At 43.4% G+C, this 26400-nt stretch carries 28 protein-coding genes; 9 read left to right on the forward strand and 19 right to left on the reverse strand.

Annotation, left to right across the window (positions count from 1 at the left end):
• The first annotated feature begins 224 nt into the window (after positions 1-224).
• Complete coding sequence (locus tag F6K49_RS05640) at positions 225-1457, forward strand: glycosyltransferase (RefSeq protein WP_293094878.1); 1233 nt, start codon at positions 225-227, stop codon at positions 1455-1457.
• A 172-nt stretch (positions 1458-1629) separates the two neighbouring features.
• On the opposite strand, the gene F6K49_RS05645 is transcribed toward F6K49_RS05640, so the two are convergent.
• Positions 1630-1881, reverse strand: a complete 252-nt coding sequence (locus tag F6K49_RS05645) for a DUF6761 family protein (protein WP_075904034.1) — start codon at positions 1879-1881, stop codon at positions 1630-1632.
• 376 nt (positions 1882-2257) lie between these two features.
• Between F6K49_RS05645 and F6K49_RS05650 the strand changes: the two genes are divergently transcribed.
• Positions 2258-2980 carry a response regulator transcription factor gene (locus tag F6K49_RS05650; protein WP_293022331.1) on the forward strand — a complete coding sequence of 241 codons (723 nt, stop codon included), beginning with the start codon at positions 2258-2260 and terminating at the stop codon, positions 2978-2980.
• 40 nt (positions 2981-3020) lie between these two features.
• On the opposite strand, the gene F6K49_RS05655 is transcribed toward F6K49_RS05650, so the two are convergent.
• From F6K49_RS05655 to F6K49_RS05680, 6 genes are all read right to left on the reverse strand, one after another.
• A complete protein-coding gene (locus F6K49_RS05655; RefSeq protein WP_293094936.1) occupies positions 3021-4121 on the reverse strand; it encodes a heparan-alpha-glucosaminide N-acetyltransferase domain-containing protein in 1101 nt (366 codons plus the stop codon).
• Positions 4122-4235: 114 nt separating this feature from the next.
• Positions 4236-5033, reverse strand: coding sequence for an ATP-binding cassette domain-containing protein (locus F6K49_RS05660; protein WP_293094882.1), 798 nt, complete (start codon positions 5031-5033; stop codon positions 4236-4238).
• Positions 5034-5095: 62 nt separating this feature from the next.
• The gene (locus tag F6K49_RS05665) at positions 5096-5707 is read right to left on the reverse strand and encodes a hypothetical protein (protein WP_293094886.1); all 612 of its coding nucleotides are present in this window, start codon (positions 5705-5707) and stop codon (positions 5096-5098) included.
• Between the two features lie 253 nt (positions 5708-5960).
• Positions 5961-6800, reverse strand: a complete 840-nt coding sequence (locus tag F6K49_RS05670) for an Rpn family recombination-promoting nuclease/putative transposase (protein WP_293022339.1) — start codon at positions 6798-6800, stop codon at positions 5961-5963.
• A 130-nt stretch (positions 6801-6930) separates the two neighbouring features.
• Positions 6931-7167 (reverse strand): hypothetical protein, encoded by a 237-nt coding sequence (locus tag F6K49_RS05675; protein WP_293022341.1) that lies wholly within the window; start codon positions 7165-7167, stop codon positions 6931-6933.
• Between the two features lie 108 nt (positions 7168-7275).
• Entirely contained in the window at positions 7276-7407 is a 132-nt protein-coding gene (locus F6K49_RS05680) for a hypothetical protein (protein ID WP_293094889.1), read from the reverse strand.
• Between the two features lie 23 nt (positions 7408-7430).
• Between F6K49_RS05680 and F6K49_RS05685 the strand changes: the two genes are divergently transcribed.
• Both F6K49_RS05685 and F6K49_RS05690 read left to right on the forward strand, forming a co-directional pair.
• Positions 7431-7697 (forward strand): hypothetical protein, encoded by a 267-nt coding sequence (locus F6K49_RS05685; RefSeq protein ID WP_293022346.1) that lies wholly within the window; start codon positions 7431-7433, stop codon positions 7695-7697.
• Positions 7672-8124, forward strand: a complete 453-nt coding sequence (locus tag F6K49_RS05690) for a DNA-binding protein (RefSeq protein ID WP_293094892.1) — start codon at positions 7672-7674, stop codon at positions 8122-8124. The genes F6K49_RS05685 and F6K49_RS05690 overlap by 26 nt, the downstream gene beginning before the upstream one ends.
• A gap of 77 nt (positions 8125-8201) precedes the next feature.
• Here the strand turns inward: F6K49_RS05690 and F6K49_RS05695 are convergent, their stop codons facing one another.
• The 3 genes from F6K49_RS05695 to F6K49_RS05705 form a co-directional block, all read right to left on the reverse strand.
• On the reverse strand, positions 8202-8543 hold the full coding sequence (locus tag F6K49_RS05695) for a XisI protein (protein ID WP_293022352.1): 342 nt from the start codon (positions 8541-8543) through the stop codon (positions 8202-8204).
• A complete protein-coding gene (locus tag F6K49_RS05700; RefSeq protein ID WP_293094895.1) occupies positions 8531-8947 on the reverse strand; it encodes an element excision factor XisH family protein in 417 nt (138 codons plus the stop codon). Before F6K49_RS05700 ends, F6K49_RS05695 begins: the two co-directional genes overlap by 13 nt.
• 80 nt (positions 8948-9027) lie before the next feature.
• Complete coding sequence (locus F6K49_RS05705; RefSeq protein ID WP_293094898.1) at positions 9028-10470, reverse strand: HAMP domain-containing sensor histidine kinase; 1443 nt, start codon at positions 10468-10470, stop codon at positions 9028-9030.
• 954 nt (positions 10471-11424) lie between these two features.
• Here F6K49_RS05705 and F6K49_RS05710 point away from each other — a divergent pair.
• Positions 11425-13527 (forward strand): M48 family metalloprotease, encoded by a 2103-nt coding sequence (locus F6K49_RS05710; protein ID WP_293022360.1) that lies wholly within the window; start codon positions 11425-11427, stop codon positions 13525-13527.
• 212 nt (positions 13528-13739) lie between these two features.
• Here the strand turns inward: F6K49_RS05710 and F6K49_RS05715 are convergent, their stop codons facing one another.
• Both F6K49_RS05715 and F6K49_RS05720 read right to left on the reverse strand, forming a co-directional pair.
• Positions 13740-15134: a sugar porter family MFS transporter gene (locus tag F6K49_RS05715; RefSeq protein ID WP_293094901.1), complete on the reverse strand. Its 1395-nt coding sequence runs from the start codon at positions 15132-15134 to the stop codon at positions 13740-13742.
• Positions 15135-15175: 41 nt separating this feature from the next.
• Positions 15176-15307, reverse strand: a complete 132-nt coding sequence (locus F6K49_RS05720) for a hypothetical protein (protein WP_293094904.1) — start codon at positions 15305-15307, stop codon at positions 15176-15178.
• A 310-nt stretch (positions 15308-15617) separates the two neighbouring features.
• On the opposite strand from F6K49_RS05720, the gene F6K49_RS05725 reads away from it, so the two are divergent.
• Both F6K49_RS05725 and F6K49_RS05730 read left to right on the forward strand, forming a co-directional pair.
• The gene (locus tag F6K49_RS05725) at positions 15618-15935 is read left to right on the forward strand and encodes an NfeD family protein (protein ID WP_293022370.1); all 318 of its coding nucleotides are present in this window, start codon (positions 15618-15620) and stop codon (positions 15933-15935) included.
• Between the two features lie 268 nt (positions 15936-16203).
• Entirely contained in the window at positions 16204-16656 is a 453-nt protein-coding gene (locus tag F6K49_RS05730) for a helix-turn-helix domain-containing protein (protein ID WP_293094907.1), read from the forward strand.
• 111 nt (positions 16657-16767) lie between these two features.
• On the opposite strand, the gene F6K49_RS05735 is transcribed toward F6K49_RS05730, so the two are convergent.
• Positions 16768-17943 (reverse strand): pyridoxal phosphate-dependent aminotransferase, encoded by a 1176-nt coding sequence (locus F6K49_RS05735; RefSeq protein ID WP_293094910.1) that lies wholly within the window; start codon positions 17941-17943, stop codon positions 16768-16770.
• Positions 17944-18549: 606 nt separating this feature from the next.
• On the opposite strand from F6K49_RS05735, the gene F6K49_RS05740 reads away from it, so the two are divergent.
• Positions 18550-18960, forward strand: coding sequence for a J domain-containing protein (locus F6K49_RS05740; RefSeq protein WP_075903240.1), 411 nt, complete (start codon positions 18550-18552; stop codon positions 18958-18960).
• A 37-nt stretch (positions 18961-18997) separates the two neighbouring features.
• On the opposite strand, the gene F6K49_RS05745 is transcribed toward F6K49_RS05740, so the two are convergent.
• The 3 genes from F6K49_RS05745 to F6K49_RS05755 all read right to left on the reverse strand — a co-directional run bounded on the left by F6K49_RS05745 (position 18998) and on the right by F6K49_RS05755 (position 21254).
• The gene (locus tag F6K49_RS05745; RefSeq protein ID WP_293094914.1) at positions 18998-19306 is read right to left on the reverse strand and encodes a hypothetical protein; all 309 of its coding nucleotides are present in this window, start codon (positions 19304-19306) and stop codon (positions 18998-19000) included.
• Positions 19307-19445: 139 nt separating this feature from the next.
• Positions 19446-19742, reverse strand: a complete 297-nt coding sequence (locus tag F6K49_RS05750) for an acylphosphatase (RefSeq protein ID WP_293022382.1) — start codon at positions 19740-19742, stop codon at positions 19446-19448.
• 162 nt (positions 19743-19904) lie between these two features.
• Positions 19905-21254, reverse strand: a complete 1350-nt coding sequence (locus F6K49_RS05755; RefSeq protein ID WP_293094917.1) for a histidine phosphatase family protein — start codon at positions 21252-21254, stop codon at positions 19905-19907.
• 191 nt (positions 21255-21445) lie between these two features.
• Between F6K49_RS05755 and F6K49_RS05760 the strand changes: the two genes are divergently transcribed.
• The gene (locus F6K49_RS05760; protein ID WP_366514128.1) at positions 21446-23095 is read left to right on the forward strand and encodes a type II CAAX endopeptidase family protein; all 1650 of its coding nucleotides are present in this window, start codon (positions 21446-21448) and stop codon (positions 23093-23095) included.
• Positions 23096-23108: 13 nt separating this feature from the next.
• On the opposite strand, the gene F6K49_RS05765 is transcribed toward F6K49_RS05760, so the two are convergent.
• The 3 genes from F6K49_RS05765 to F6K49_RS05775 all read right to left on the reverse strand — a co-directional run bounded on the left by F6K49_RS05765 (position 23109) and on the right by F6K49_RS05775 (position 25957).
• The gene (locus F6K49_RS05765) at positions 23109-23243 is read right to left on the reverse strand and encodes a hypothetical protein (protein WP_293062816.1); all 135 of its coding nucleotides are present in this window, start codon (positions 23241-23243) and stop codon (positions 23109-23111) included.
• A 54-nt stretch (positions 23244-23297) separates the two neighbouring features.
• Positions 23298-24611: an N-acetylmuramoyl-L-alanine amidase gene (locus tag F6K49_RS05770; protein WP_293094919.1), complete on the reverse strand. Its 1314-nt coding sequence runs from the start codon at positions 24609-24611 to the stop codon at positions 23298-23300.
• 239 nt (positions 24612-24850) lie between these two features.
• Positions 24851-25957 (reverse strand): peptidoglycan-binding protein, encoded by a 1107-nt coding sequence (locus tag F6K49_RS05775; protein WP_293094921.1) that lies wholly within the window; start codon positions 25955-25957, stop codon positions 24851-24853.
• Positions 25958-26400: the final 443 nt, after the last annotated feature.

Genomic DNA, 26400 nt, shown 5'->3' on the forward strand with positions numbered 1-26400 from the left:
ATGATTCCAACATTCTTTCTCCTGTTCTCCTGAAGCTTAGTCACGCTTAGTCACGCTCCTCATGCTTTTTGCTTAAAAAGGGGGTAATTAACCCGGATTTGGTATGAAACGTTATTAGATTTGCCTGATCTGTTCTGCTGAGGATTTATGCAAAAATTGATCCATCCTCAATACTTTGGCTCTACAGATTAAACACGCTCTGAGTGTAATAGATTCTACTAACCATGAAAATTGCTATTATCACCTCTGGATTCTTGCCTGTTATTGATGGCGTAACAGTTAGTGGATTATCTAGGCTACAACGACTGAGTCAGTGGGGACACCAGGTGTTGTTATTTTGTCCTGACTACAGTGCGTTAGAAGATGTCTATCCCAATTGGCGAGATTATACTGGTCAAATCCTGCCTGGAGTGAGAATCATCAATTTACCGAGTACCTCATTCATGGACTTAGAGTTTGAGCGTCAGGTGCGTAGAAGTTCCTATTCAATCCTCCTCCAGGAGTTAAAAAAATTCCAGCCCGATATTATTCATGTTGATGAACCAGAAAGACTGTTTTTTGGCTTTTTTAGAGTGCCTGGGGTGGCTTTTGCTAAAAAGGCTGGTATTCCCTGTGTGAGTTTTTTTAGGACTAATTTTCTCGACTATGCCGAAGATTACTTTTCTCTACCGTCTGTGGTCGTCGCTGGAATTAAATTTATTTTTAAAACCATATTGCTTTCAGTGTACAATTCTTATGATGTCACCTTAGTGTCTAGTCGGATTACCCATAAAAAAATTATCGATCTAGGCATTAAAAACACCACTTATGCCAATTTACTTGGCTTTGATGCTAGTAAATTCTCTGCGGATTTACAGGAGGAACAGTTTTTTGAGAAGAACTATGACCTTAGAGGGGTTGACAGTAAAGTTAAGTTAGTTTTTCTAGGTAGGTTAACTCCAGATAAGGGGTGGGAATTTACCCTAAATGCCTTTTTACGAGTTGTACAAGAGGTCAACAGTGACCAAATCGCACTGATCATTGTTGGTGATGGTCCGATGCGGGATGAGATTGCTACCAGGTTAAGCAAGTTAACACCTAATAGTCACTTAATTGGTAGAGTCCCACCGGAAAATGTTCCAGCTTTGTTGGTCAATAGTGATATTCATATCACTGCATCAGAAAAGGAGACTAGAGGGCTAACTATATTAGAAGCCTTCGCTGCTGGAATTCCTGTGCTCGCTCCTGAAGCAGGTGGGGTAGTGGAGAATATCCAAGACGGATGGAATGGTTTTTTGTTCACTCCCCAGAATCAGGAAGATTTCTGCGATAAGCTCAAAGTACTAATTGAGAACCCAGCGTTGCGACAGGAAATGGGTCGCAACGGTAGGGAGTGTGTTTCCCAGTATGGTTGGGATCAGAGGGTTCAGAATTTAGTTGCTATTTGGGAAAAGCAGATTGCTAAGAAAACCCACTGATATCAAGTCCAGTTAATTACTCAAGAGAATAGCCTATCGCTTTTTGGGAATGGGTAATGGGTAATGGGTAATGGGTAATGGGTAATGGGTAATTGCCTATTACCAGCTAACGGATAGGATGAGTACTCCAATAGACTTGATATGATTGAGTGGGGTTCTGTGTGTTTAAGGTTTAAAAGTAGTCGGTTTCTGGCTGCGGCATTGGTACCATCTCAAAGTTGGATGGATCACGAAGATAACGAATGGCATCTTCTTCTAAGCGGTAGGTTATATAGGATTCAAGGGTATTTGTGTGTTTGAGGGCAGAAAGATAGCCATCGATATATAGCCGCAATTCATCGAAGCTATAACCTCGATTCCACAAATCGACTAGGGAGTCAGTAAGTTTTTGATAGCAGCGTATAGCTTGAGGATCTTGCAGCATAGTCTTAATAAATTTTGAGTATCAACAGTAGTGGTATTGGCTCACTCAGTAGAAACTCGGATACGCCAACTTAATTTCAGTTTAGCAAAAGTAGCAAGTCCTCGATACGTTTCTCAATTATTTGTTATGTTAGCTAGACTAAATTGCATCTTATATGCTATAATTAAAAATGGTCAGTTAAAATTAATGGTAAATTGAAATTTTACTATTGTCCTTATTGTCCCTCTGACCTGGTCGCGATCGTGCCACTAGGAAGTCGTATTTTAAGAACCCAAGCCAATATCGGTATCATCAGTAGCAGTTGTTACAGAATGTTGACGTGACCTTTGCTAGGATTAGATCCCAACGGCTAAGGCTAAGAGGACTTTAAAGTGCCGTGGGCTCAGTTAGAATTCAGATTATTGAAGGAAACCCTCATTTGCGATCGCTTCTAGGGTCGCACCTGAAGAAATCCGGCTATGGGGTGTATCAATCACAAAATCTTGATCAAGCCAAGGAAGACTTTCACCATCGCCAACCCACTCTGGTTATCCTAGACTCTGATTTACCAGACAGCGATGGGGTTGAATTTTGCTGCTGGCTTCAGCAACAGCGAAAATCTCTAATTTTAATGTTGTCTGCTCGTAATAGTGAAAGAGATATCGTCACTGGTCTTAAAGCTGGGGCAGATGATTACCTGACCAAGCCCTTTGGTATACAGGAATTTATGGCACGGGTAGAAGCCCTAATTCGTCGCCTCCGCATTACGGTGGCTCCCCTGTCTCTAGACTACGGTGATCTCAAAATTGATTTAGTCCAGCGTCGTGTCCGCTTTAAAGAAGAGTTTATTGACCTGACTCCCCAAGAATTTAGTTTGCTCTACGTACTTGCCCAAGCAGAGGGAATGGCTTTGAGTCGCTCTGAATTATTGCGCCGCGCTTGGCCCAATGCGATTGACAATCCGCGCACCATCGATACCCATGTCCTTGCCCTGCGCAAAAAAATAGAAACCGATCCTCGACAACCCAGCATTATTCAAACGGTTCGCAATGTTGGCTATCGGTTTAATCAAGGGATAAGTGAGAATAATCCAACACCTGGGACAGAATTGGCAATTTAAAAAATTTATTAGAGGTTCTGCGTCAATTAATCATCAACCCTTAAATCCTGATCAACCAGCGTCGCCGATACATCCCATAGAGAATCACCCACCACAACAGTACATTCACTATCGCAAAGATCAAAGAACCATTCATGGCTCCAGCCCACGACCGAAACAGATTTTCATAAATCCAACTATAGGTACTCACAGCATTATCACCTGTCCCTACCTTAGTTCGATATAGGATACGAACTACTAAACCAGATGCGACAAACAGAAAAATTGCGTTTAACCCCATCACTTCTAAGAGCCATCCCCATCGGCGAAATCCCCGCACTTCAATTAACTCATAACAAGCAGCCAGTAACAGCATCGACCAAGCAGCAGAAAAGACTACATAGGAACTTGTCCATAGCTGCTTGTTAATTGGGAACCAGAAATCCCAAACCCAGCCTAAACCAAGACAACCTAGACCAAATAGTACTAATCCCAAACTAGTACGGGACTGTATCGGTTGATGGCGTAGCCAATCCCCAACGAAATAGCCAGCCAAAACAGTTACTACCGCCGGGAAGGTGCTAAAGAGTCCTTCTGGATCAAATTGAGCTTGTTTATACAAATGGTTTGTTCCCAATACCATACGGTCGATATAGGCAGCAAAATTCCCTTCCGGTGTGAGATTACCAGCACCATAATCAGGAACTGGCAATAAAGACATCGCTGCCCAGTACCCTAGCAAAACTATTCCGGTCAGTACCCACAAACCCCGTCGTCTTAGATTTAGCACTGCTACAGCACAAAGGAGATAGGCAAGACTAATGCGCTGCAAGACACCCATAATCCGAATAGTATCCCAGTTGTAAGTCGGAAAACCATTGAGCAATAAGCCTAGGGCAAATAGAATGGCGCATCGCCTGCCAATACGCCAATATCCTTGGGATAGGGATTGGTTGTTATTGGTGTACTTGACTAAGGAAAAAGCCATTGCTACACCAGCAATAAATAAAAAGGCAGGAAATACTAAGTCTGTGGGTGTAAAACCATGCCACTTAGCGTGAAGTAAGGGGGGATAGACATAAGACCAACTTCCTGGATTGTTGACTAGAATCATGCTAGCCATGGCAATACCTCGAAAGACATCAAGAGAGGTTAGACGCATGATAGGCAAGAGGCAAGAGGCAAGAGGCAATAGACATGCTAGCAATAGACAATAGGCATGCTAGCAATAGGCATGCTAGCAAAATTCAAATAACCGTCAACTGTCAACAAATGATTAAGACCACTCTTGAGATGCTTTAGCTTCTGCTTGTACTAATCTCTCTCGTAACTGTTGCCAATTAATCTGCTCAGCGGTCGTATCTTGGAGTAACTGAGTATTTTGGAAATACAATACTCGATTACAAAATAACTCAGCCATATCTAGCTGATGATTGACCATCAAAATTGTGATCTGCTCCTTTTGCGCTAAATCTGTAAATACCCTGATCACCTGAGAGGCTATACCAGCATCCAAGGCTGAGGTGGGCTCATCGAGTAACACTATTCTTGGTTGGACAACTAGTGCTCGTGCGATCGCAACCAATTGCCGTTGTCCCAAAGACAGTTGTAACTCTGTACGCTCTAACCACTCCGCTGGAATACGCAGTCTCTCTCGAATCTCTTGTGTCCGTTGTGCGTTCGCGTAGCGTGGCCTACGGCCAATCGCTTTTTTTGGCAGCTGTTGCAATACCAACGGATAAGCTAGAGCCTCCTGAACGGTCATCCCTAACAGTTTTGGTTCTTGAGGTACCAGCATGATCTGTCGCCGCAATTCTAGGACAGGGATATTCCGGATGTTCTGATTATCTAGGTAAATATTTCCCTGGGTGGACTCACTTAGTCGGTTCAACAGGCGCAACAGAGAGGTTTTACCCGCACCAGATGGTCCAATCACGCTGATGCGATCGCATTGGCTGACCTCGAAAGAAATATCACTTAATATAGGTATTCCAGCTGCTTTAGCCCTGGTTGAGAGGGTCAGGCTTACCTGTTTGAGCTGCAACAGGGGATTAGTCAATCGCTTTGCTCCCATTCAAAATTATCAATGTCTTGATGCAGTCGCTCATGGGGAGGAGCTGCATCAAGGTATTGTGATTAATAAATCAAACCCTGATTAATAGCTGTGGTTATTGTCCAGCCATCTACAAGTAATAGCAAGAGGGTGAATCCGAACAAAATTAGATACATCCAAGGCTGGGCTAGGGGACGAATATCGGTAGTATCTATCCCGGTATAGTTTTGTACTAACTTAACTAAGCGATTAAATCCTACTACTCGCATTGGCAGCAAGTAAGCTTGGTCAGAAGACTGGCTAATGAAATAGTAAACAAGCCCTCCTTGACCTGTGGTGCGCATTTTCAAGTCTTTCACCTCTTTCCAGTGTAATTGCCAACCTTTGCGAAAGAATCGGGGCACCCAATTGGGATAAGCCACCTGAATTTTTTCGTCATCTACAATCACCTGTTCGCTTAAAGCTCCATAGAGGGCTAAAAATCCTAAGCTAATTCCTATCCACAGGACTATTGGCGATACCGGAGTCGATGATACTTTAGCTAAAAACGGTAATGGTATCAACAGTGCCCAATAAAATGTTATTAGGGTAATCCGAATTATAGGAGAGATGCGAAATACAGAAGGGATATACTGTTTAGTCTCAGGTTTAGTTTCAGGTTTAGTTTCAGATGCTGTTTGTTGATTTGGTGACATAATTAAAAAGGGTTTAATAAGGGAATAGGGAATAGGGAATAGGGAGTAGGGAGTAGGGAGTAGGGAAGATGGTAAAATTTCTGTTTACCTCAGGTGCGACCCGTGGCGAATTTAATTCTTAATGGCTCAAGCGTACCTCATAGCTATGATAAATGTTATCTCAACTTCAAATTCTATAGTCGATTGAGCGCATCAAAACTCATAGCCGAGGAAAACTCACCCCACGGGCGAGGTGGGGTGTGGCTCTATTTAATTAATTGGGCAACTGTTGAGTAAACTCATCTAAAGAATTCACAGTTAATGCTATGGCGATTAACTCGTCTAATTTTTCGAGAGTTAAAGCTGGCATTTTCCGGGATATATCTAAAGTAATATCTCCAAATCGCAGGTTAAGGATGCGCTCTAAACTCCGGCGACGTTCTTGTTGAATTCCTTCTTGTAAAATTTCTTGATACCAGGGTGATTCTCGTAATACTGTCATATCCCACCTCATGATTTGTTGAATTAACGGTATCTTATGTACAAAACTAGCAAAGAAAGCTAACAATGGTTCTAGTTGGTTCAAAGTTTGATCCGCTCGTAGTGCCTGCACTGCTGAGCGTAATTTCGATTCACTACCACCTCCTTTTAAGATTGGGACAAACGGTAGTAAGGATGGTAAAGGTTGTGTCAGTACCAAGTCAGCATCTACTTCCCACAGATTAATTACCCGATAATCTTGATGCGCCTTTAATCCCATGAATTCACTGTCGTAGCAGTCTTCAATGGTAACGGTGGCTGGGGGCGGCAAGATGTTAATTAATACTGGATAAGTGGATAGGTTATATTTCTCCTCAGCTAAGGCAACATAATTGCGCATGCGCTTAGGCATGGCCTGGCTATAGCGCAGTTGTAATTCGTTGAGAATCAGAAATTCTTGATGTTCAGGACTCTTTGCTTTGACGATTACGTCGCTTTCCCGACTAATCCACTGGAATTCAGCATCGAGTAACTCCGATGCTCGCACTTGGGGATTACCGGTTACCCATTGCACCCAAGCATTGGGGGCGAGACTGATTAGACGTTTGCTACCAATATCTGCACGTTTTGCCATAGACTATTGACTGAATTAAGACTAATTACTGAAGAACGCCCACTCTACTTTGCAGAGCTGTTTCTGGGGTCAGACTAAAATTTGATTGCTGGGGAGCTGGGTCTCCCACACTTCCCACACTCCCTGCTCCTTAAGATTCTTCTTCTATAGGCTCGTCGTCTATAGGCTCGCCGTCTATAGGCTGGGCGTCTATAGGCTGACCAATATCGAAGATAATGATAAATTTCCTATCAGGCATCAGTCGTTTCAGAGCCTGCAAGTGACCTTCCGCATCAGAACGGTTGCGGAAACGAGCAACAACCACCCGTTGCATTTCGGGCAACAGCCGAACAACTACCCATGGGTGTAGGCGTTGAGAGTACGACATAAAATATTAGGTATCTCCTTAACTGGGGGTCTAGAGCCAGCCTGGGGTCCTGGAGAAACTGTCGGCTGGCTTTTACCGTGGAACGTTTTAGCGCCCACGGTAATTTTATTATAACACAAAAAACGTTATATTATAACATTTTTTAAGAACTTTTGTAACAAATTTTTTAGGGAGTAGGGAACAGGGAATCGGGAATCGGGAATCGGGAGTAGTGGAGTGGGGAAAAATCCTGTGTAACAAATTAATTAATTTTTTAGAGAACTATGGGTGATGCGACCTTGGAGCCGCTTCCAATTCCCGATTTCCTAACTATTCCGGTATTAACGCAGTCGCTAATAGTGGAAACAACAGCACTTGACTTGCTACCCACCCTTACACTATTTACCACCTTTACCACGCTTTCCTCCCTATTCCCGATTCCCGATTCCCGATTCCCTGACATTGTCAATTTTTATTTTCTCTCTTATAATAGTATTATAGGAATAGTTAAAGGAGAGTCAACTGATGAACAAGTGTGTTGGTACTACTGAAGCGGCATCTTTATTAGGAATTTCCTCTAGACGATTGCGCCAACTTCTAGAGAAGGGTCGCGTCCGGGGTGCCTATAAAACCGGGAAATTCTGGATTATTCCTCTGTTCAACCATTTGCCACAAATTACCAAAGGTACCCGTGGACCAAAGGGCAAATGGCGTACCAGCCGTCCCCCTGCTTTAGCTAAGATTAATGTCAATCGCAATCACATTGGCTCGAATATGAAGAAAAGTCCCAAAGACCGGAAGCCAGTGATTTCAGTAAAACGAAAGGGCACCAATCTCTACGGCAACGAGGTCGAAATCCTTGGTCCGTGTAAGATTGTGTATCAGCCGGATAATCCACTCGATTGTGGCGCTCGTTTGTGGATCGAAACTTTCAGCGATATTCACTTCATTGGTGGCAGTTTCCCCGCCACTCGCTAATGATCATGGCAACAGTCTTTGACTGTCGGGATTGACGGTAGGTCACGCTAGGTGATTGCATTTACCAATCCTAAGACTTACTTGATAGCAAACCCGGTATCTGCTCGCCTAATTGGTGAGATGAACCCTAATACGATATCTGATTTAGGAATTGAGAGCTGTACCAATTGCTCTGCAATACGCAAATCAGTGCCATCGTAGTGTACCCAAACTTTCCCATCGTGACTAACATCAATGTGTAGATAACAACCGTAAGTTCGTTTAGAGCCACGCCATCCATTGAAATAAAGCAGGTAGTGTCCTCTCTCATCATCTAAAATAATCTGACTCTTAACCTCATCATCAGGACGCTCACCCAGCTTCCCAGTTTCTATGGTGATTTGACGAACAATTGACTTATATTTAGCTACTTTATCCATCGTTCAATAATTGCTTCATCTATCCGATACACCAGCATTTTCACCTGATAGCGATCCAGTAGTTCCATAATAAAGTATTCCTTGAAAAAATCGTCATAGGTATCATCTGGTACAGCTAAAAATAATGTTCGTTCTGGCATCTTTTTTTCAAGAGCAAACTTATAAAAACTAAATTGCCCCAAAGCTTGGTAAAAATCATGAAGCGTTGAGACACCAATAAAGCTTTTTATCTCTACAGCAATTTTTTCACCATCTTTTTGAGCAGCAATTAACCGTTCAGCTCCCAAATCAACCTGAATCTTACGTTTGCCAGCTTCTACAATGAGCGGGTCATCCGTAATCATCAGCCATCTTTCCTTGACTAGCGCTGCTTTGACTAGTTCATGATACTTGTCTCTTGCCATAGTAAAATAGCAATATCTTCAGGAAAACCCTACCGATAATAGGATAGTCATACCAAAATCCTGATGCCCGGCAATATTTCCTAGTACTTTAACGGTAAACAAACTGTAAATGTACTTCCTTTGTTTAACTGCGATCGCACTTTGACATTCCCCCCCATCCCCTCGACCAAAGTCTTGACAATGGATAGACCCAAACCTGCGCCACCAGTAGAACGAGTTCTAGTTTCATCGACCCGATAGAAGCGGTCAAAAATACGGGCTTGTTGTTTTAAAGGAATACCAATACCACGATCACAGACCTCAATTCTGCCACGGCCATCCACCTGAGATAACTTAACGGTGACTGGTTTATCGACACTAGAGTATTTTACAGCATTATCAATCAAATTCAGTAAGACTTGTTTGAGTCGATTGATATCAGCTTTGACCCAAATCCCAGGTTTATTACTCTCAACTTTAATAACTCGCTTAGTATATTGCCTTGCCATCTCAGCCACCTCTTCGACCAACTCATCTAGGACAAAGGATTCTAGATTGAAGTGTATATGGCCACTATCCGCTCGTGCCAAATCCAGTAAATCCTGCAACATTTGCACGGTGCGGTCAGCTTCTGAAGAAGCAATTTCTAGGGCTTCGCGCTGAGGTGGACTCAAATTAGCACCGCGACGTAAGGTACTTTGGACATAGCCAGAGACTAAGGTTAAAGGAGTCCGCAATTCATGGGATACATTGCTAACAAATTGCCGTTGATTTTCTAAGGCTTCATTCAGACGCACAAGCATTTGGTCAAAGGTTTGTGCCAATTCTCTAACTTCAGTAGGAGCATTATCTAGCTGTATTTGCACATCTCCCAAATCATCAGCAGAAATACTCTCAGTTAGCTGACTCATCATCTGTAGTGGTTGGAGCGATCGCTTAATATAGAATGCGATCGCAATACACATCCCTCCAATAGCCAGTGCTGTAGCTATCCCCAGACTCCGGATCAGCTGCAAAAACATCTTTTGATCACTAGTAATGTCTTGGGCAATGTAAAACTTACCAAGATTGGATTGCTTAACTTCCAAAGTAGTGCCGCAAACCACCCAGTAGCTGCCATTTACTTCCAAGACTTCCGGCATGGGCGGTATCTGTGGCAAATACTTTGGAGACGTCAGGGTTTCAATCACCTCTTGCGCTTCAGATTGAGCAACAATACCATTGTTGGGATGCTTTACCCAGAGTAGGGTATTACTATTGCTGAGTTTATCAATTGCTTTTTGCATTCCAGTTTCCATGGTAACCATATCGCTATAGATTTCCACATCCTGGGGGAAGCGCTCTGCAATATAACTAATACTCTGTTTGTGAGTGGAAACCAGAATATCCTGCATTTTCCAGCTGGTCCAAATTGCCAAACTCCCCATACCTAAGGCTGAAACAGCGGCAATTCCTAAGGTTAGTCTTACCCGTAGGGAACGTAAATCAAGATTTAGGTAGGAGTTATTCAAGAATTTTTCCAGCAAACGGCTGGGGAACTTCATCAGTCTTTGTAGGATTATTTATATTAATATTACTAATTATCACTTTGACAGAACAACCTGAGAAATTACTGATAGACTAGTTAGAATCAGATAACTAATAGTTTGTTTGGGAGCATGGGGATTGTCAAGCTAGGATAATTGGGAATTGGGAATTGGTAACTATAATTACTATCGAGCGATAACTACTGGACTAGAAACACTCCCAATAACTCTACCGATAACACTACTAAAGTAATTTAACACGATCTGATTGAGGAGACCAGTCTTAGGTTATTAACAGTAAATGTATTTAAATGTATTCTTGTAGCCGAGTAAAAAGCCACCGTGTTGAACTGGATTTATTTAACTCCCTATCGGGATTTATTTCATTTGATGAACATAGCCCAATGATGAGTATCAGGAATCAGTAAAATAACGTATATTTATACTATCTACCAATGGGAATTTATTTGTGAACAAGAGGTGCGCTTGACCCGTAATTTAATTCTTAATGGGTCAAGCGTACCTAAATATGTCGGTAAGCATTCAGCTATCAGCGGTCAGCGGTCAGCAGTCAGTTGATTTTATTCAAAAGCACCTCAACGTGGCACAGGCTTCGACGCTGTGACGCCCATAAGCTGAACGCGCACCCGTGCGCGTAGCCCTAATCGCTGTTCGCTGATAACTGACGGCTGAATGCTTACTTCGATGACCTGATCTAAGCTTGAGTATATAGCACTACCCATTAAAGTTAGGACATTGATACAAGCTGAAAACCTTGTGTAGTAAACTTTTGCCTCTTGCCTCTTGCCTCTTGCCTTGGGCGTAGCGCGCTTATTAGACCTCTAGCAAAAGTCCAAAACACGTCTCCGATAATCCTTCCGAGACCGGATATCCGCAGTTTTCTACTGCTGTAAGAAGTCTAGTGTCTAGTTTTATGAATATCCCGTTCTAGTCATTACCGACAATTTAATTATGAAACGTTTTGGAAATTTACTGCTAATTTTGTCAGGAATCCTAATGGCGGGTGAAGCCTCAACTGCCTTAGCTGAGTCTCCCAAAATCGGGGAATCGGAACCGATCCAACACAGTAGTGAACCTCTAACTGTCTCAGATGCATGGGCTACTGAGGTTTCTGACATGTCAGAGTATACTGAAGTTCCTAGGTCGGGGGATATATCTGAAACTGAAGCACCGACTACCGATGCCTCTACCGAAACTTCCGATACTGGTATACCTATACCTAGAAATCCTATAGATATAGAAGTGCCATTACCGGATAATTCCACTGAAGACACGGAGCAGCAAGATACCTTAGTAGATAGGGAGCTTCCAGAAACAGACAGCTCTACGACAACTGTACCTACAATAGACTCAGATACCAAAGATACTGATTCCGATACAGAGGCTTTGGATACAGAAACTGCGGATACAGAGGCTTCGGATACAGAAGCTTCAGATACAGAAACTGCGGATACAGAGGCTTCGGATACAGAAGCTTCAGATACAGAAACTGCGGATACAGAAACTGCGGATACAGAGGTAGAGAAAGAAGAAACCACAACGGCTGTTGACGCTAACGAAAACGACCTGGAAGCAGAAGCTGAAGAAATCAGCCCAGAAGAACTGGCAAAACAGCAGAAACTGATTGAAGCCGATAGACTTTATCTAAGTGGAGATATAATTGGTGCTGAACAACTATATCGTGAAGCCAAGAATCCTTTTGATAATCCAGAACCAGTTCAAGAACTACCGGAGGCAATTTACGACACCGCTCAACTCTCTCCCGCTGGTGGAGTGTACTGGCGTAACTATGAGTCAGGGTTAGAAAAGAATTTAGAAAGTAAAATTCTGATTCCCCTAAAGTTTTTAGTAGAGCAGCAACCAGAATTTATTCCCGGTCATATACGCTACGCTCAAGCTCTAAAAGATTATGAGCGGCTTGATGAAGCCTTAGTAGTTTTAACGCAAGCTAAAAATCTATATCCCCATGAGCCGGAATTAATCAAGGTAACCATGGCAATGCTAGCAGACTCAGAAAATTGGTTTGAAGCATCTCTGGTAGCTCGTGAATTTGCCCTGTTTAATACTGAGCATCCTCAATCGGAAGAGTTTCTTCAGCTCGCTGATCAGCATCTAGACCGCCACATTTCCCATCTCCGGAATGAAATTACCGGTAATACAATAATGAATGTGATTACTGGCACATTAGGTTATGTTTTTACTGGTAATCTCTTTGGTCCGCTATCAGCAATAGAGTCAACGGTATTAATGCTTCAGGGAGAATCAGGCATTGGGAAAAGAATTGCTAAGCAAGCACAAAAGCAATTACCGATGCTAGAAGACGAAGAAGTGCTGGAGTATGTGCGGGAAATGGGAAATGAACTTACCAAGGTAACAGGTCGCGATGAGTTTAACTACGAGTTTTATGTAGTTATGGATGACCAACTCAATGCTTTCGCTTTACCGGGAGGTAAAATATTTATCAACGCTGGGGCTATCCTAAAAACCAAGTCCGAAGCAGAATTAGCTGGTTTACTGGCTCATGAACTATCCCATGCTGTGTTATCCCACGGTTTCCAGTTAGTCACTCAAGGTAACTTGACTGCTAACATTGCCCAATTTATCCCCTATGGTGGCACTGCTGCTAATTTAATTGTACTTAACTATAGCCGGAATATGGAACGTCAGGCTGATGATTTAGGAACTAAAATTCTTGCGGCTAGTGGCTATGCAGCAGATGGATTGCGCAATTTGATGATTACTCTCCATGATCAAGGTGGACCAAAACCCTTATTTCCTTGGCTTTCAACTCACCCAGAGACTAAAGAACGGATTAATAATTTAGAAGTTATAATTGACAGGAATGGTTACAACCGTTATACTTATGAAGGTGTAGAAAAACACCTAGAAATTCAGAAGCGAGTTGCTGAACTTCTCAAAGAATATGAGGAAAAGCAGAAGGAAGAAGAAGAGGGAAAACAGGAGCTAATGCAAGAAGATGAGCAGGAGCAACAACAGGAGGGAGAACAGGAGCTAATGCAAGAAGATGAGCAGGAGCTAAAACAGCAGGAGTAAGCATATGCGCTACGCGCACGCTGGGCGAACAGCAGTCAGCAGTCAGCAGTCAGCCATTCCCGTAGGGTAGCCATAGGCCAAGGCTCAAGCTAAGTGAACAGCTTATTTTATTCAAAATCACCTCAAGTAGGGTGGCCACCAGCCCCTGATAGCTGATAGCTGAACGCGCACGCGTGCGCGTAGCGCTTAAGCTGATAGCTGAATACTTACGATCACATGGCTTCGAGTTCCTTACCTTTGGTTTCCCGAACTGCGAACACAACTAAGAAAAAGGAGATAGCAGCAGCAATGGTATAAAGACCATAAGCAGTACCTAAACCAAACCTAGTCAGGAGAATGGGGAAGGTGATGGTAATGAAAAAATTTGCCAGCCATTGAGTTGAAGCACCAACAGACAGTGCAGACCCTCGAATCTGGTTGTTGAACATTTCCCCTAGCATCACCCAGACCACTGGTCCCCAGGAAAAGCCAAAGCAGAACACATAGAGGTTAGCGCCTAAGAGGGCGACAATCCCTTGAGAGTGAGTCAGAATCAATTCACCAGCGCTATCCAAGTGGGCGAAAGTGAAAATAAATGCCATTATGCCCAAGGTCAAGGTCATGCCAATAGACCCGAGGAGCAGAAGGGGTTTGCGTCCAAACTTGTCTATGAATGCGATCGCTAAAAGGGTAGTAAGAAGATTAATAGCGCCAGTAATAACATTAATTAGCAGGGAATCCCCTTCTGAAAACCCTACCTCTTGCCATAACACATTACCATAGTAGAATACTACATTAATTCCCACAAACTGTTGAAATAGAGATAATCCCATGCCCACCCAGACAATGGGAAGCAGCATAGCATTTTTACCAATCAGATCAGAGAGTTTAGGCTTGCGCTCCTTGAGAACTGTTTGCTGAATTTCCAAGACCTTGGCTTGGACATCACCACTCTCAATCTTGGCGAAAACAGCAGCAGCTTTTGTCAAGCGGCCAATAGATACCAAAAAGCGGGGAGATTCAGGAATCAACCAAGCCCCCACCCCATAAACAATTGCTGGAATCAGCTCCATCCAGAACATCCAGCGCCAAGCCGGTATAGAAAACCAAAGTGGTGCTTCTGCTGAACCGGTAACCATACCAATCAAGTAATTGCTGACAAAAGCAATAAAAATACCAATAACAATGGCCAATTGCTGCAGAGAACCTAACCTTCCCCGCAGGTGAGCTGGAGAAACCTCTGCGATGTAAGCTGGACTAATTACACTAGCGGCACCCACAGCAATGCCACCCACCAGTCGATAGACTACAAAATCCCAGATACCGATTGCTATACCAGAGCCAATGGCACTGATCGTAAATAAAGCAGCAGTCATTAGCATCACCTTTTTGCGGCCATACCAATCCGCCATCTGTCCAGCGTAAAACGCCCCAACTGCAGAACCTAGCAGCATCGAAGATACTGAGAATCCCGTCCCGACGCTAGTGGAGTTAAAGGCTTTTTGCAGTGCTGTAATGGTGCCATTGATAACTGCACTGTCGAAACCGAATAAAAAACCACCAATGGCAGCCACTGCGGAAATCAGGACTACAAAAGATATATGGTATTGTTGTTGGTCATTTATCATTGATAGCAGTTCTCAATGGGGTGAGGTACTTTCGTCTTGGGTTAATGGGAGTAGGGAGTAGGGAGTAGCGCTGCATCACTTTTCAATTTTCTATATTCATACCAAGTTGCGGTCAAAGGTACAACTTTCTCTTCCGCCCATCTCCCCATCTCCCCATCTCCCCATCTCCCCATCTCCCTATCCAACCAATTTAATCTCTTTGAATGCAACTCGGTATCATTCATACCTGGAAGCTTTTTGCCCTAATTCTTTAGGTGGAGAAGTTGCCAGTTAAGCAACTGTCTATGGAAAGAACGACCTATCACCAATGGCATAGCAGGGTTCAATAATAGACAGAGCGAGGATTAAAGCCGAATCTTGCTAAGACCTTAACTACCACGGGATTGTGTACAGGTTTAAATAGTGGCATGGGATACCTCACGAAGCTTTAAAAAAGGAAAGTACAGTTTAAAGGTAAGGTAAAGCTGAGGGAGCTTGCAGCAAATGGAATCAACTAAAAACCCCACCATGGAAGAAATGAACCTATTCTCAGAGCCTGGCACTGGCAAGGTAGAAAAGACAATTACCCCTCATAAGCCAGGACGAGTCAAGTTTAAAGCAACTTACTGGCCAGCAGAAGTATGCTCTGATTTTCAAGTCACCCTTGAACCTGAAGACCCAGTTACAGTTGTTGGTCGGCGGGGCATTACCCTGATTGTGGTACCAGTGGGTTATATTTTTCCCGACGATTCCCAAGAGTCAAGCCAAAACCTAGCCAGAGGGATTGTCTCACGCTTGTTTAGTTGGACTCAACGAGTGTGAGTGTTTACAGTATTCTGTAATCCAAACTAATTAACTTCAGAAGCCCAATACTGAACCTAGGGTTGACAGTATTGGGCTTCTAGGTTTACTTGAACTTTGCCACTAAGATCACTTTTTGAGGAACTTAGGAAATAACTCTACCGTTAAAGTTCCTTAATAATTCACCCTATCTTATAGCTCAGTTTAATAGCTGAGTTTAGTAGACATTTGACAGCGAGGTAATTTTTCCTTTATAATAGTTTTATCGGTATAGTTTTTAGGAACAGCTATGAACAAGTGCGTTTGTACTACTGAAGCCGCATCTCTTTTAGGTATTTCTCCTCGCCGATTGCGCCAACTCCTTGAGAAGGGTCGCGTCCGAGGTGCCTATAAAAGTGGTAAATTCTGGATTATTCCCCTGTTCAACAATCTGCCCCAAATCATTAAAGGTACTAGAGGACCAAAAGGAAAATGGCGTACCAGTCGTACTCCAGCTCTAGCCAAGATTAATGTCAACCGCAATCACATTGGCTCGAATATCCACAAAAGTCCGGAAGAGCGCAAGCCAGTGATTTCAGTAAAACGAAGTGGCAACAATTTATACGGCAACCAGGTAGAAATCCTCGGTCCGTGTCGGATTGTATATCAGCCGGAGAACCCACTGGCTTGTGGTGCTCGTCTGTGGATTGAAACCTTCAGTGACGTTCACTTTATTGGTGGTAGTTTTTCTGCTCGTGGTTGAAGCAAAAGTTGCTACTTATGCAGAGCAGAACAGAGAGATCAAAGTTTGTCGAGAATGGCAACAACTGATCACAAAATTGTGATCAAAGAACTATCTGAAAGTCCCCGAATTTTATCTGTGGCCATTGACTTGATGCAAAAACTTTTCCAACCGATCCATCCCCTTCTCAATGGAAGCCATATCCGTAGCATAGGAAAGACGGATACAATCATCAGCACCAAAGGCAATACCAGGAATTGCAGCAACTTGCTGGGAACTGAGTAAGCGATCGCAAAATTCCAAAGAGCTTAAACCAGTTTGACTGATGTTAGGGAATAAGTAGAAAGCAGCGTCTGGCTTCACACAAGTCAGGCCAGGCATGGCCGTGAGGCGCTCTAACATCACCTGTCGCCGTTGGGCAAAGGCTTGGCGCATCTGTTCTACACAGTCAAGGGGACCTTCCAAAGCTGCGATCGCACCATACTGAGCAAAGGTACAAACATTGGAGGTGCTATGACTCTGAATCGTTGTCATTGCTTTAATTAGCTCTAGTGGACCGGCTATATAACCGATACGCCAGCCGGTCATGGCAAAAGCTTTAGCAAACCCATTACTAATGATAGTGCGCTTGAATATTTCTGAGCCTACTGCCCCAATACTAAGGTGTTGAGCCCCATCGTAGCGAATTTTCTCGTAAATTTCGTCAGAAACCACCAGAATATCTTGCTCTACAACTACCTCCGCCAAGGCTTTTAGTTCTGCGGGAGTATAAACCATACCGGTGGGATTAGAGGGAGAGTTGAGAATAAATAATTTAGTTTGGGGTGTGATGGATGAACGGAGCTGAGCCGGTGTAATTTTGTACCCAAGAGTTGCATCTGTAGGAACAATCACAGGTTTGCCCCCAGCCAGCTTCACCATTTCTGGATAGGAAAGCCAGTACGGAGCAGGAATAATCACCTCATCTCCGACTTCAATCAGAGCCAGCATCAAGTTGAATAGGGATTGCTTACCGCCGTTGGTGACAATAACGTTCTGTGTATCGTAATCCAGGTTATTCTCATGGCGCAGTTTATTTGCGATCGCAGCTCTTAGCTTTGGTTCCCCAGCGGCTGGACCATACTTAGTCTTTCCTTCATCCAGGGCTTGCTTACTGGCTGCTTTAATATGAGCAGGAGTATCAAAATCCGGTTCTCCGGCGCTAAAACTACAAACATCAATCCCATCTGCCTTCATGGCTTTGGCTTTAGCAGCAATGGCTAAAGTTAAAGAAGGGGTAACTTGACCAACTCTTGATGCCAGCTTCATTCTCACAAATAATAACTGAGGAATTGTTAATCCGATTGCTCTTACAATCTTATCATTATCTCATAATAGCTAGCCATTCATAATTTATTTTAGATTTATTTTAGATTTATTTTAATATTTATTGAATTTTTCAGCCTTCTTTGTGATCTAATCAGGGCTAATCAATGCTGTGGGGGTTTGCTGTCAAACCATGAACTTACGTTAACTAAAGACTAGAAAATATATATTTCTTAAATTGATGTGTTTTTTGGCTGCAATTTACTTGCAATTAATTCAGACTTAAATTTATTGTTTACTTGGCTAAGTAGCAGGGAAAACGCATCTAAATTCTAGAAGCCTTACTCAGATAAGATAACAAAAACAATAAGCAAAAATACTTATCGTATTACTCTTAGATCGAGTAGGTATTTCAAAATAAGATGCCTTTATCCTGAACTAAGTAAGTAGCTAGAAAAGTGTCAGCTATTAGCTGATAGCTGGTAGCTGTTCGCGTAGCGTGCGCGTAGCGCTTAAGCTGATAGCTGACATTTGCCCCAACAAGTTTGTTTGGGCTTATTTGTGTCTACTAATTAATTTTCCTGTCATTGTCGGAAGAGGATAGTGTAAATGCTAGAGGTAGAGAAATACTACAGAATCTTGGAGCTGGAGCCTGGAGCTTCACAGGAGGAGATTCACCAGGGCTACCTCGATTTGACCTGGGTATGGCATCCTGACCGTTTTTCTGGTAATCCCCGGCTACAACAGAAAGCTCACTGCAAGTTGCAACAAATCAATGAAGCTCATGCCCAATTGCGCTCTTTACAAAGAACTCTCGGTTGGAAAAATAGACACCCCAAGCCTAAACCCCAGAAGCAATCACCATTAAAGAACCAATATCGTAAGTCAGATTTATATAAACGGGAAGTTAATCCTGTAACCACCGAACCTAGTGAAAGTAGCACTGGCAGTAAGAGTCAGGGAAGTCCAAAGTCTAGGCGTGTGTATCGGAGCCAGAAAATCGATGATTGGTTAGATTAACTTACTGGTAATTACTTGTGATAACTTGATCGCTGCTTTAATTACTTAACGTTTCTATATCCTGTCGGTAGGCAATTAAGGCGTGACGATTCCGGTATTCGGCTATAGCACGCAGAATTGCATCAGACACTTCCCGGGATACGATCGTCTTAATTTCAACATTGGTGTTGTAGCCCGGAATATCTCCTAGGCGTCTGCCGTGACCACCTTCTCCCCTTACATCACTAACAGTATAACCAGTAGCCCCTTGGCTTTTGATTAGCTTGACAAGGCTTTCTCGAATTACTGATTCACCAATGATGGTGACTAAGACAGCATTATTGATGGGAGCATCTTCTGTAGACATAGGAAATTCCATAATCCTGACATCTACTAGTCTAGAATCTTCTAGTTTAGACTAGTAGATGTTAATTTTTAGTTATCAATGGGATTGACCTACGGTCACGCTACGCGAACCCATTGACAAGTAAGCTCAACTATACCGATTAGTGCGTAATTTCAAATCCCTGCAAACCTTCTGGTGTCTCATTATTAACCACCACATTGTCAACCACAGCATTTAACGGTCCGCTATGACACCAACGCACCATAGCTTCCACTGCTGCGGTGTTCCCTTCAAATACTGCTTCCACACGCTTATCAAGAAGATTTCTGACCCAGCCATTCACCCCTAGATGCTTAGCTTGAAGCATTGTGGCGTAGCGATAACCAACTCCTTGAACTCTTCCGGAAATGAAAACATGGGTGCGGATTTGCTTGTGTGGTGTTGATGAGTTTTGCATTTAGCAGTTTGCTGTTGACTACATCAAGTTAATGTTGAAGGTTGTTCGCCGTAAGCATCCTTTGTCGGCGAGGTTGACTGTAACACACTTTGCTTACGGTCAATCTTCAACCAACCTTCAACATAGTTACCCCAAACCATGGAACTTTATCGTATTGTTTAGCTACAGCGCACCAGCCGCTGTTTTATCCAATACACCTCCAGATAGGTGTGTGGTGATATTCATCGCTTGCAATACTGGGGCTTTGTCTAAGCCTTGGGGATAATCAATTACGCTGACAGCCCCATTTCCCTGCTTGATATTCCAAATTAATGCTGGACTCAAGCCAAGAATGTCACAAAGTACTACTTTATTGATAGCATCATGAGCCACCACTAAGCCAGTCTGAAATCCTGAACCAGATGCCGTAGCCGATTGAACCATCCCATTCCAGGATGCCACTGCTCTTTCCAAAACATCCTGTAGGTTCTCTCCTTCTGGCATTTGTACCGTTTCTGGGGCAACTTTCCACTGATGCAGCAATTCACCATACTCTTGGGCTATCTCTGACTCTAATTTACCCTCCCATAAGCCATGACTGATTTCCCGGAGTCCATCATCAACTTGTAAATTGACATTGGGGTGAGACTGGAGAATAATTTCAGCAGTTTCCTTGGGACGCAGCATGGGGCTACTGACTGCAAAATCAATGGGGATATCTTTTAGAAACTCACCCGCAAGCTGTCCTTGTTTACGACCATTGTCATTTAAAGGAACATCAATCTGTCCCTGGAAGCGAGAGGCACGATTCCAATCGGTTTCACCGTGGCGCACCAACAACAGACGCAACCCTTGGTCAATATCTCCCCTTTTTGGCAATTTTTCCCCCAAGTGGGAGGTTTGATTGAGGGATTCCAATTGTACGGTTTCTCCCCAACCACCAGTGAAATTTAGTACATTGATGGCACAATTGGATTGCCTGATACTATGGTAACGAGCAGGAGTTACCCCAATGGCACTGCTAATTAAGCAGCGATTGATACCATTATGGGCTACGATTAAAATCGTACCTCCTTGATAGAGGCGGATAACCTCTTGCCAAAACTGCTCTGCTTGTTTGTATAGTTCAAGCACAGGAAAATGTTCTTTTGACCCGACCCCTGTGGGAATGACCATGGAAAATTCGTGGGGGCTTTCTTTCCAGCGCTGGTAGTCTTCTGGGAATTTTTCCAAAACTTCGTTCTTTTGCAGATTTTCCCAAAGGGGTAAATCGATTTCCATCAGCTGATCTGATGGCTGTAACTGGGGAGGGTTTGGCAAATAGGATAGGATAATATCTGCGGTTTGCTTTGCCCGTTGTAAAGGGGAGCAGTAGATGGCATCAAAGCTGAGGCTACTGAGGGCAGTACCAACTTTTTGGGCATCAGCACGACCTTTGTCGGTCAAGACTGACTGATCACTGCGTCCTTGAATGATCTGCTGAATGTTGTAAGTACTTTGACCGTGACGGACAATAACGACGCGGGTAGCCAATCTTTTATTCCTCCATGAGCAGGTATGTGGTTCAGCCGGGTCAGCTAGGGTGACAAATGTATACTGGGTATACTCAGATGATTCCGAATCATCAAGGTCATTGTAACCTAGCTAGATTATCCCTAAAGTGGCAGTGTACAGTTGGTGACTAGTTATTGGTTACTTGTCCGTTGACTACCAACAAATAACTAGTGACTAATAAGCAAAATGCTTGTGTGTTGGGGGGTTCGATGACTATAAAACGGTTGGTTTTGATTGTACTGACGATTTTTGCGATCGCTAGAATTGGCCTTTCTCTGGTAGAAAGCTGGGGTCAGCCCCAGATTCAAACTAGTCTGGAACTTCGCCAAACCAATCTAGTACTCCATGGCTGGGAGTGGAAAAACACAACCTCTGATTCTGCCACATCTGAGCAGTCTAATCAGGAGTTTAAGGTAGATTGGACTGCGGCTCGTAATGCTTTGATTGGTGCTGAGCCGTTTCAATCTGCTCAAAAACAGTATGAAACAGCCCGTCAATTGGCTCAGACCAATCAGTCAAAGGTTCTGACCAAACTCCAAAAATTTTCCATAGGGAAGGTAACTACACCGAACGATAGGTCGCAATCACAATCACCAGCCACTCCCCTGACCCAAAACTCCTATCCCTCGGAGCAGCAGCAATTGCAACAGTCATTGTCTGACATCGAACAGCTGATTGCTCGGCTGGATTTGCGTATTGGAATTCTCCAAGCTCAACAAGGAAAAACCGATGCTGCTATTGAAACCTGGGATAAACAGACATACTCTAATGGCTCATTAGAAACTGCTGGGGTATTAATGGGTCTATGGAGTGAGCCACCCCTAGTACTACCAGATGCTGAGCAAAAAATTGAACAAAATTTAGATAATTGGTTCCGCTATCGCGCGTTGAGTCAGCTGTATCAAGTGCAGCAGCGCCAAAGTGATTTATTGTCACTCCAAACCCAAGAACAAGAAACGGCTGAACAAGCAATTGTCAAATTATTCGTTATCGCTGTCATCCCAGGATTTAATACCCTATTGGGTTTAGTAATCTTAGTGTGCTTGGTTGGTCAGTTGTTATTTCAAGGTAAGCAATCCCTTCTAGCCACCAATCATAATGTGCCATGGAAAACAGCTTGGGATCGGGAAATTATTTGGCAAGTGCTGATTTTTGGTTTTTTCGCTATCGGTCAACTGCTGTTACCGGTTTTAATTGGTCTGTCACTGGGGATTGTTGGGATTAACCCAGGCAATTTTACGGTACAGATGAGTGCGTTCTATGTGTTGCTAACTTACCTAATCATGGCATTTGGTGGCTTGTTAGTGATGTACCTTTCCATTAAGCCCTTTTTGCCCCTGCCAGAGGATTGGTTTCGCTTCAAGTGGCGCAGCAACTGGATTGTCTGGGGAGTCGGTGGCTATTTGATAGCACTGCCCTTGGTGATTGTGGTATCTCTGATTAACCAACAGTTATGGCAAGGAAATGGCGGTAGTAACCCACTGTTGCCCCTAGCTTTGGAGGGACAGGACAGCATAGCTTTGACGATATTTTTTCTGACAGCAGCTGTGGCAGCACCAGTGTTTGAAGAGATAATTTTTCGAGGGTTCTTGTTGCCCTCTTTGACTCGTTATCTACCAGTTTGGGGAGCGATCGCATTAAGTAGTCTGATTTTTGCGATCGCTCATTTGAGTCTCTCAGAAGTCCTACCCCTAGCCACATTGGGAATTGTCTTGGGATTCGTTTACACGCGATCGCGTAATCTCCTAGCTCCCATGCTGCTCCATAGTCTCTGGAATAGTGGTACGCTTCTGAGTTTGTTTGTTTTAGGGAGTAGTTAAGAATTACAGCGGTTTACAATTGGGTGAGGTACAAATTCCTGGCTTTTAGGGAACAGGGAACAGGCAACAGGGAACAGGGAACAGGTAAGAGGTAAAAAATCCTGTGTACCTGATAGTTATGAAAAACGCTGTAAGTATGAACTGTCAAGTATCAAGTGTTAAGTATTAAGTGTGAAGTATGACGTGTGACATTCTTCATCCTTCAAAAAACACCATAAAGCTGTTTAATAAATACCATAATCTGATTCCCGTACTCCAAATCTGGATTCCAACGTCTGCCTAAGTCATAAACTGAAGGAGCAACACCTCTGGGCACATATTCAAAACGAGGGTCTACTATCGGGGTCTCGTTAATCATATCAGTACTGGCATATGCCTTCAGGTGCTGAATGTGAGCTTTAACTCCTGTTTTCGGGTCAGGAAACGTAGCACCAGCAGCACTAGCCTCAACGGTACCCAATCCACAGAAGTTATTCTGCTCAGGTTTGACCTTACCTCCAAAGCGTAAATAATCGGTTTCCAGACACATCTGACAGAAAGCAACATCGTGGTTCACTCCCTCATTTTCCGCTTCTTCTATGTAAAGTCTGGGTAAGTCAGGAAATTGTTTTAAACCGTCTTCATTGTTTTTCTCAAGAAAGCTTTTCAATTGGCTTTCAGTGGCATTTCCCATCCCCATAATTTGATCACCATCTTCGAGTAAGGTGCGGGGAAGTGAATTTAAAATAACAGTTTTTGTCTGATTTTCCCAGGATGCAGCTATATTAAACTCCTGTAAGTCTACCGCTTTGACATAGACAACATTTCCATAACTGATTTGGCGAATATTTTCTCGATCAGTTAGACTAATCCCGAGCATTTCCACTAAATCAACGGGGATAAAGGCATTGCTATTAATTAAAATCCCTTTTTCGTCATACTTCTGTTGTTTAATAAAGATATTGATAGTAGGAAACTCAGGAGTTTTTGGAGTCTGACCGCTCCATTTAATTAATCCTTGAGCAATCCCTTTGGCAAATTTTTCCCGCTGATTTTGCAGTAACTCTAGGTCTTGAGGATTGTCGAGAAAACACAACTGCATCAGTACGGAAGAGACTGCTACCTGACGACAAAAGGATAAGCCGCGCCGATTGGGAGAGTGGATATCCGCTTGAATGCCACGACTGGGAAGTTCAGGAATTTCTTGGAGTAAGGCATTCAGTAAGAGCTGAGCATCCAGCTGCCTTTCATCGTTACCATAGATGTAAAAGGCTTGAGCCCCTCGCAGGGAACCGTTAAAGGCATTGCCATCAATTTCCAAGGCTACGTCACCAGGCACAGCATTGGCATTGATCCATCGAATCGTCTCTCGACGACTGAGAGAGTCAGGAACAACAATACAATCTACTCCCCGTAATTCAAGCTGTTTAACAATTTCGTTACGGGTAAGTATCATTTCCCGAGATTCTGTTGTGCCTAAAGCCACTACTCCCGGGTCTTTGAGGTCATGACCAGCGGAAATTATAATACGTGCCATGGGTTGGTTTCTTCTCCTTGGTTTACCGTTTTTTGGTCGGAAAATAATTCGGTAGATTGCTTTAAAAAGCCGTGCTAATAGCTTACGCATTTCGCCTTTAAATTGTCAGTTACGGAAAAACAATCAATGAAACAATCAATGATGATTTAGGAATGATGAATATCTCTGGAACTTGTTAATGAATGATAGATTATTTTACCATTGACCATTACCATTCGGTTAGGGTCAATGGTGCTCAATTAAAGTCCCATTTTGGCACGGGTTGCTGGGCCGACAACTCCATCTACATCTAAACCGTTTTGTTGTTGGAACTGCTTTACAACTGCCTCACTACCTGGTCCATAGACACCATCCACATCCAGACTATAGCCTGCTTTGGCCAAGGCTTGTTGAATAGCACGTACGTCTTCTCCCTTCATATAAGGTCGGCTGAGGCGCAGTACCCGAAATTGTATTGACTTGTCAGATTCGGTCTTGGGGGGTACCGAGATCGAAAACCCTTCTGCAAAACTATTGTTTAGTCGTCTCTCGGTTGATGGTCCGTAGGAACCATCTTCGGAAATCCGGTCATTGATATTATAGCGGTTCCAAACTCGCTGGAATGCCCGCACTGCTAGGGAGCGAATGTCTCGGGTACCTCTGCCTACGTAGTCGAAATGAACTGGGTCTCCCCAACCGAGCCATCGCCAGCCGTACTTCTGGAGGTAAGGTCGCCAGCTTTGGTAATCTGAAATATCAATGGCTAGACCACTTTGGTGATTACTGCGAGACGGACGGGCAGCAATGGGAATATGGCAACGGCTATTTCTGTAGTGGTTATATAGTATTAATTGCTGGGCAATGGTGCGATAGGCTGAATTTACTACCATGGGAACGCCCCGGTCTTGAATAGCACGTTCTAGGGCTCTTTTGGCAGCGGGTTGCAGCATAGCCCAGACAGCAGGACCTAGTTGCACATCTAAATCATCAAAACTGATTAGTACATTCGGGATGAGTCGGTTCATTTCATTAATAATCTGTTTGTCTAGCCCCCGAACCACTTCTGTGGAGCAGGAGGTAACATTCCTGACCTTGATGGATATTTTCTTAGGGAACAACTGTTTATCGTCATCCCAAACCTCCACATGGGGTTCGTAGACGTACCAGGTATTCTTGCCATTAAATTCATCTTTGGTAAAAGCAATCCGCAGGTAAGACTTCTCGTCTTTGAGGTCTACCCAGCTGTGCAGCTCTAGTTCCCTGCCTTTTTTGACCCACACTTTATCCTCTTCATTTTCGATCTTCTGGCTGGATACGGGTTGCTGTTTTAGGAAGGTATCATGTACGATTTTCAAAGATAAGACCATCAGTTTCCCTCATAGACGAAATGGTGGCAGTAGTCGTGATTGGTGAGTCGTGATTGGTGAGTGGTAATTGGTAAGTGGTAATTGGTGTTTGTCACTTAAAGTAAACTCCTGCCTAGGAGGAGTGATTAGGACGTTTCAAGCTAGCTGTTGTTAGCCCTACCAAACTCAAGACTCTTCCACTATATATTCATATTCAATACTAGAGCCTGGGATTACGGCCAAATGTTTGACAAAATTGGGCAGAATCCTCCGCTTATAACAGTTAGAGTCAAGAGGAGATCAAGGTAGATACTTGATTCGACAGTGAGCAGCTACCGACTTGATTGCTACGCCCAATCCCTGTTAATGCAATCAGCATCTCACCCTTAAGTCGAAACTTTTAAGTTAGTGATATCTCAATTATCTAAGCTGACGGACCTTTTTTTCCAAGTGTCCTGCTTTCG

It is taken from the genome of Moorena sp. SIO3I6, assembly GCF_010672095.1.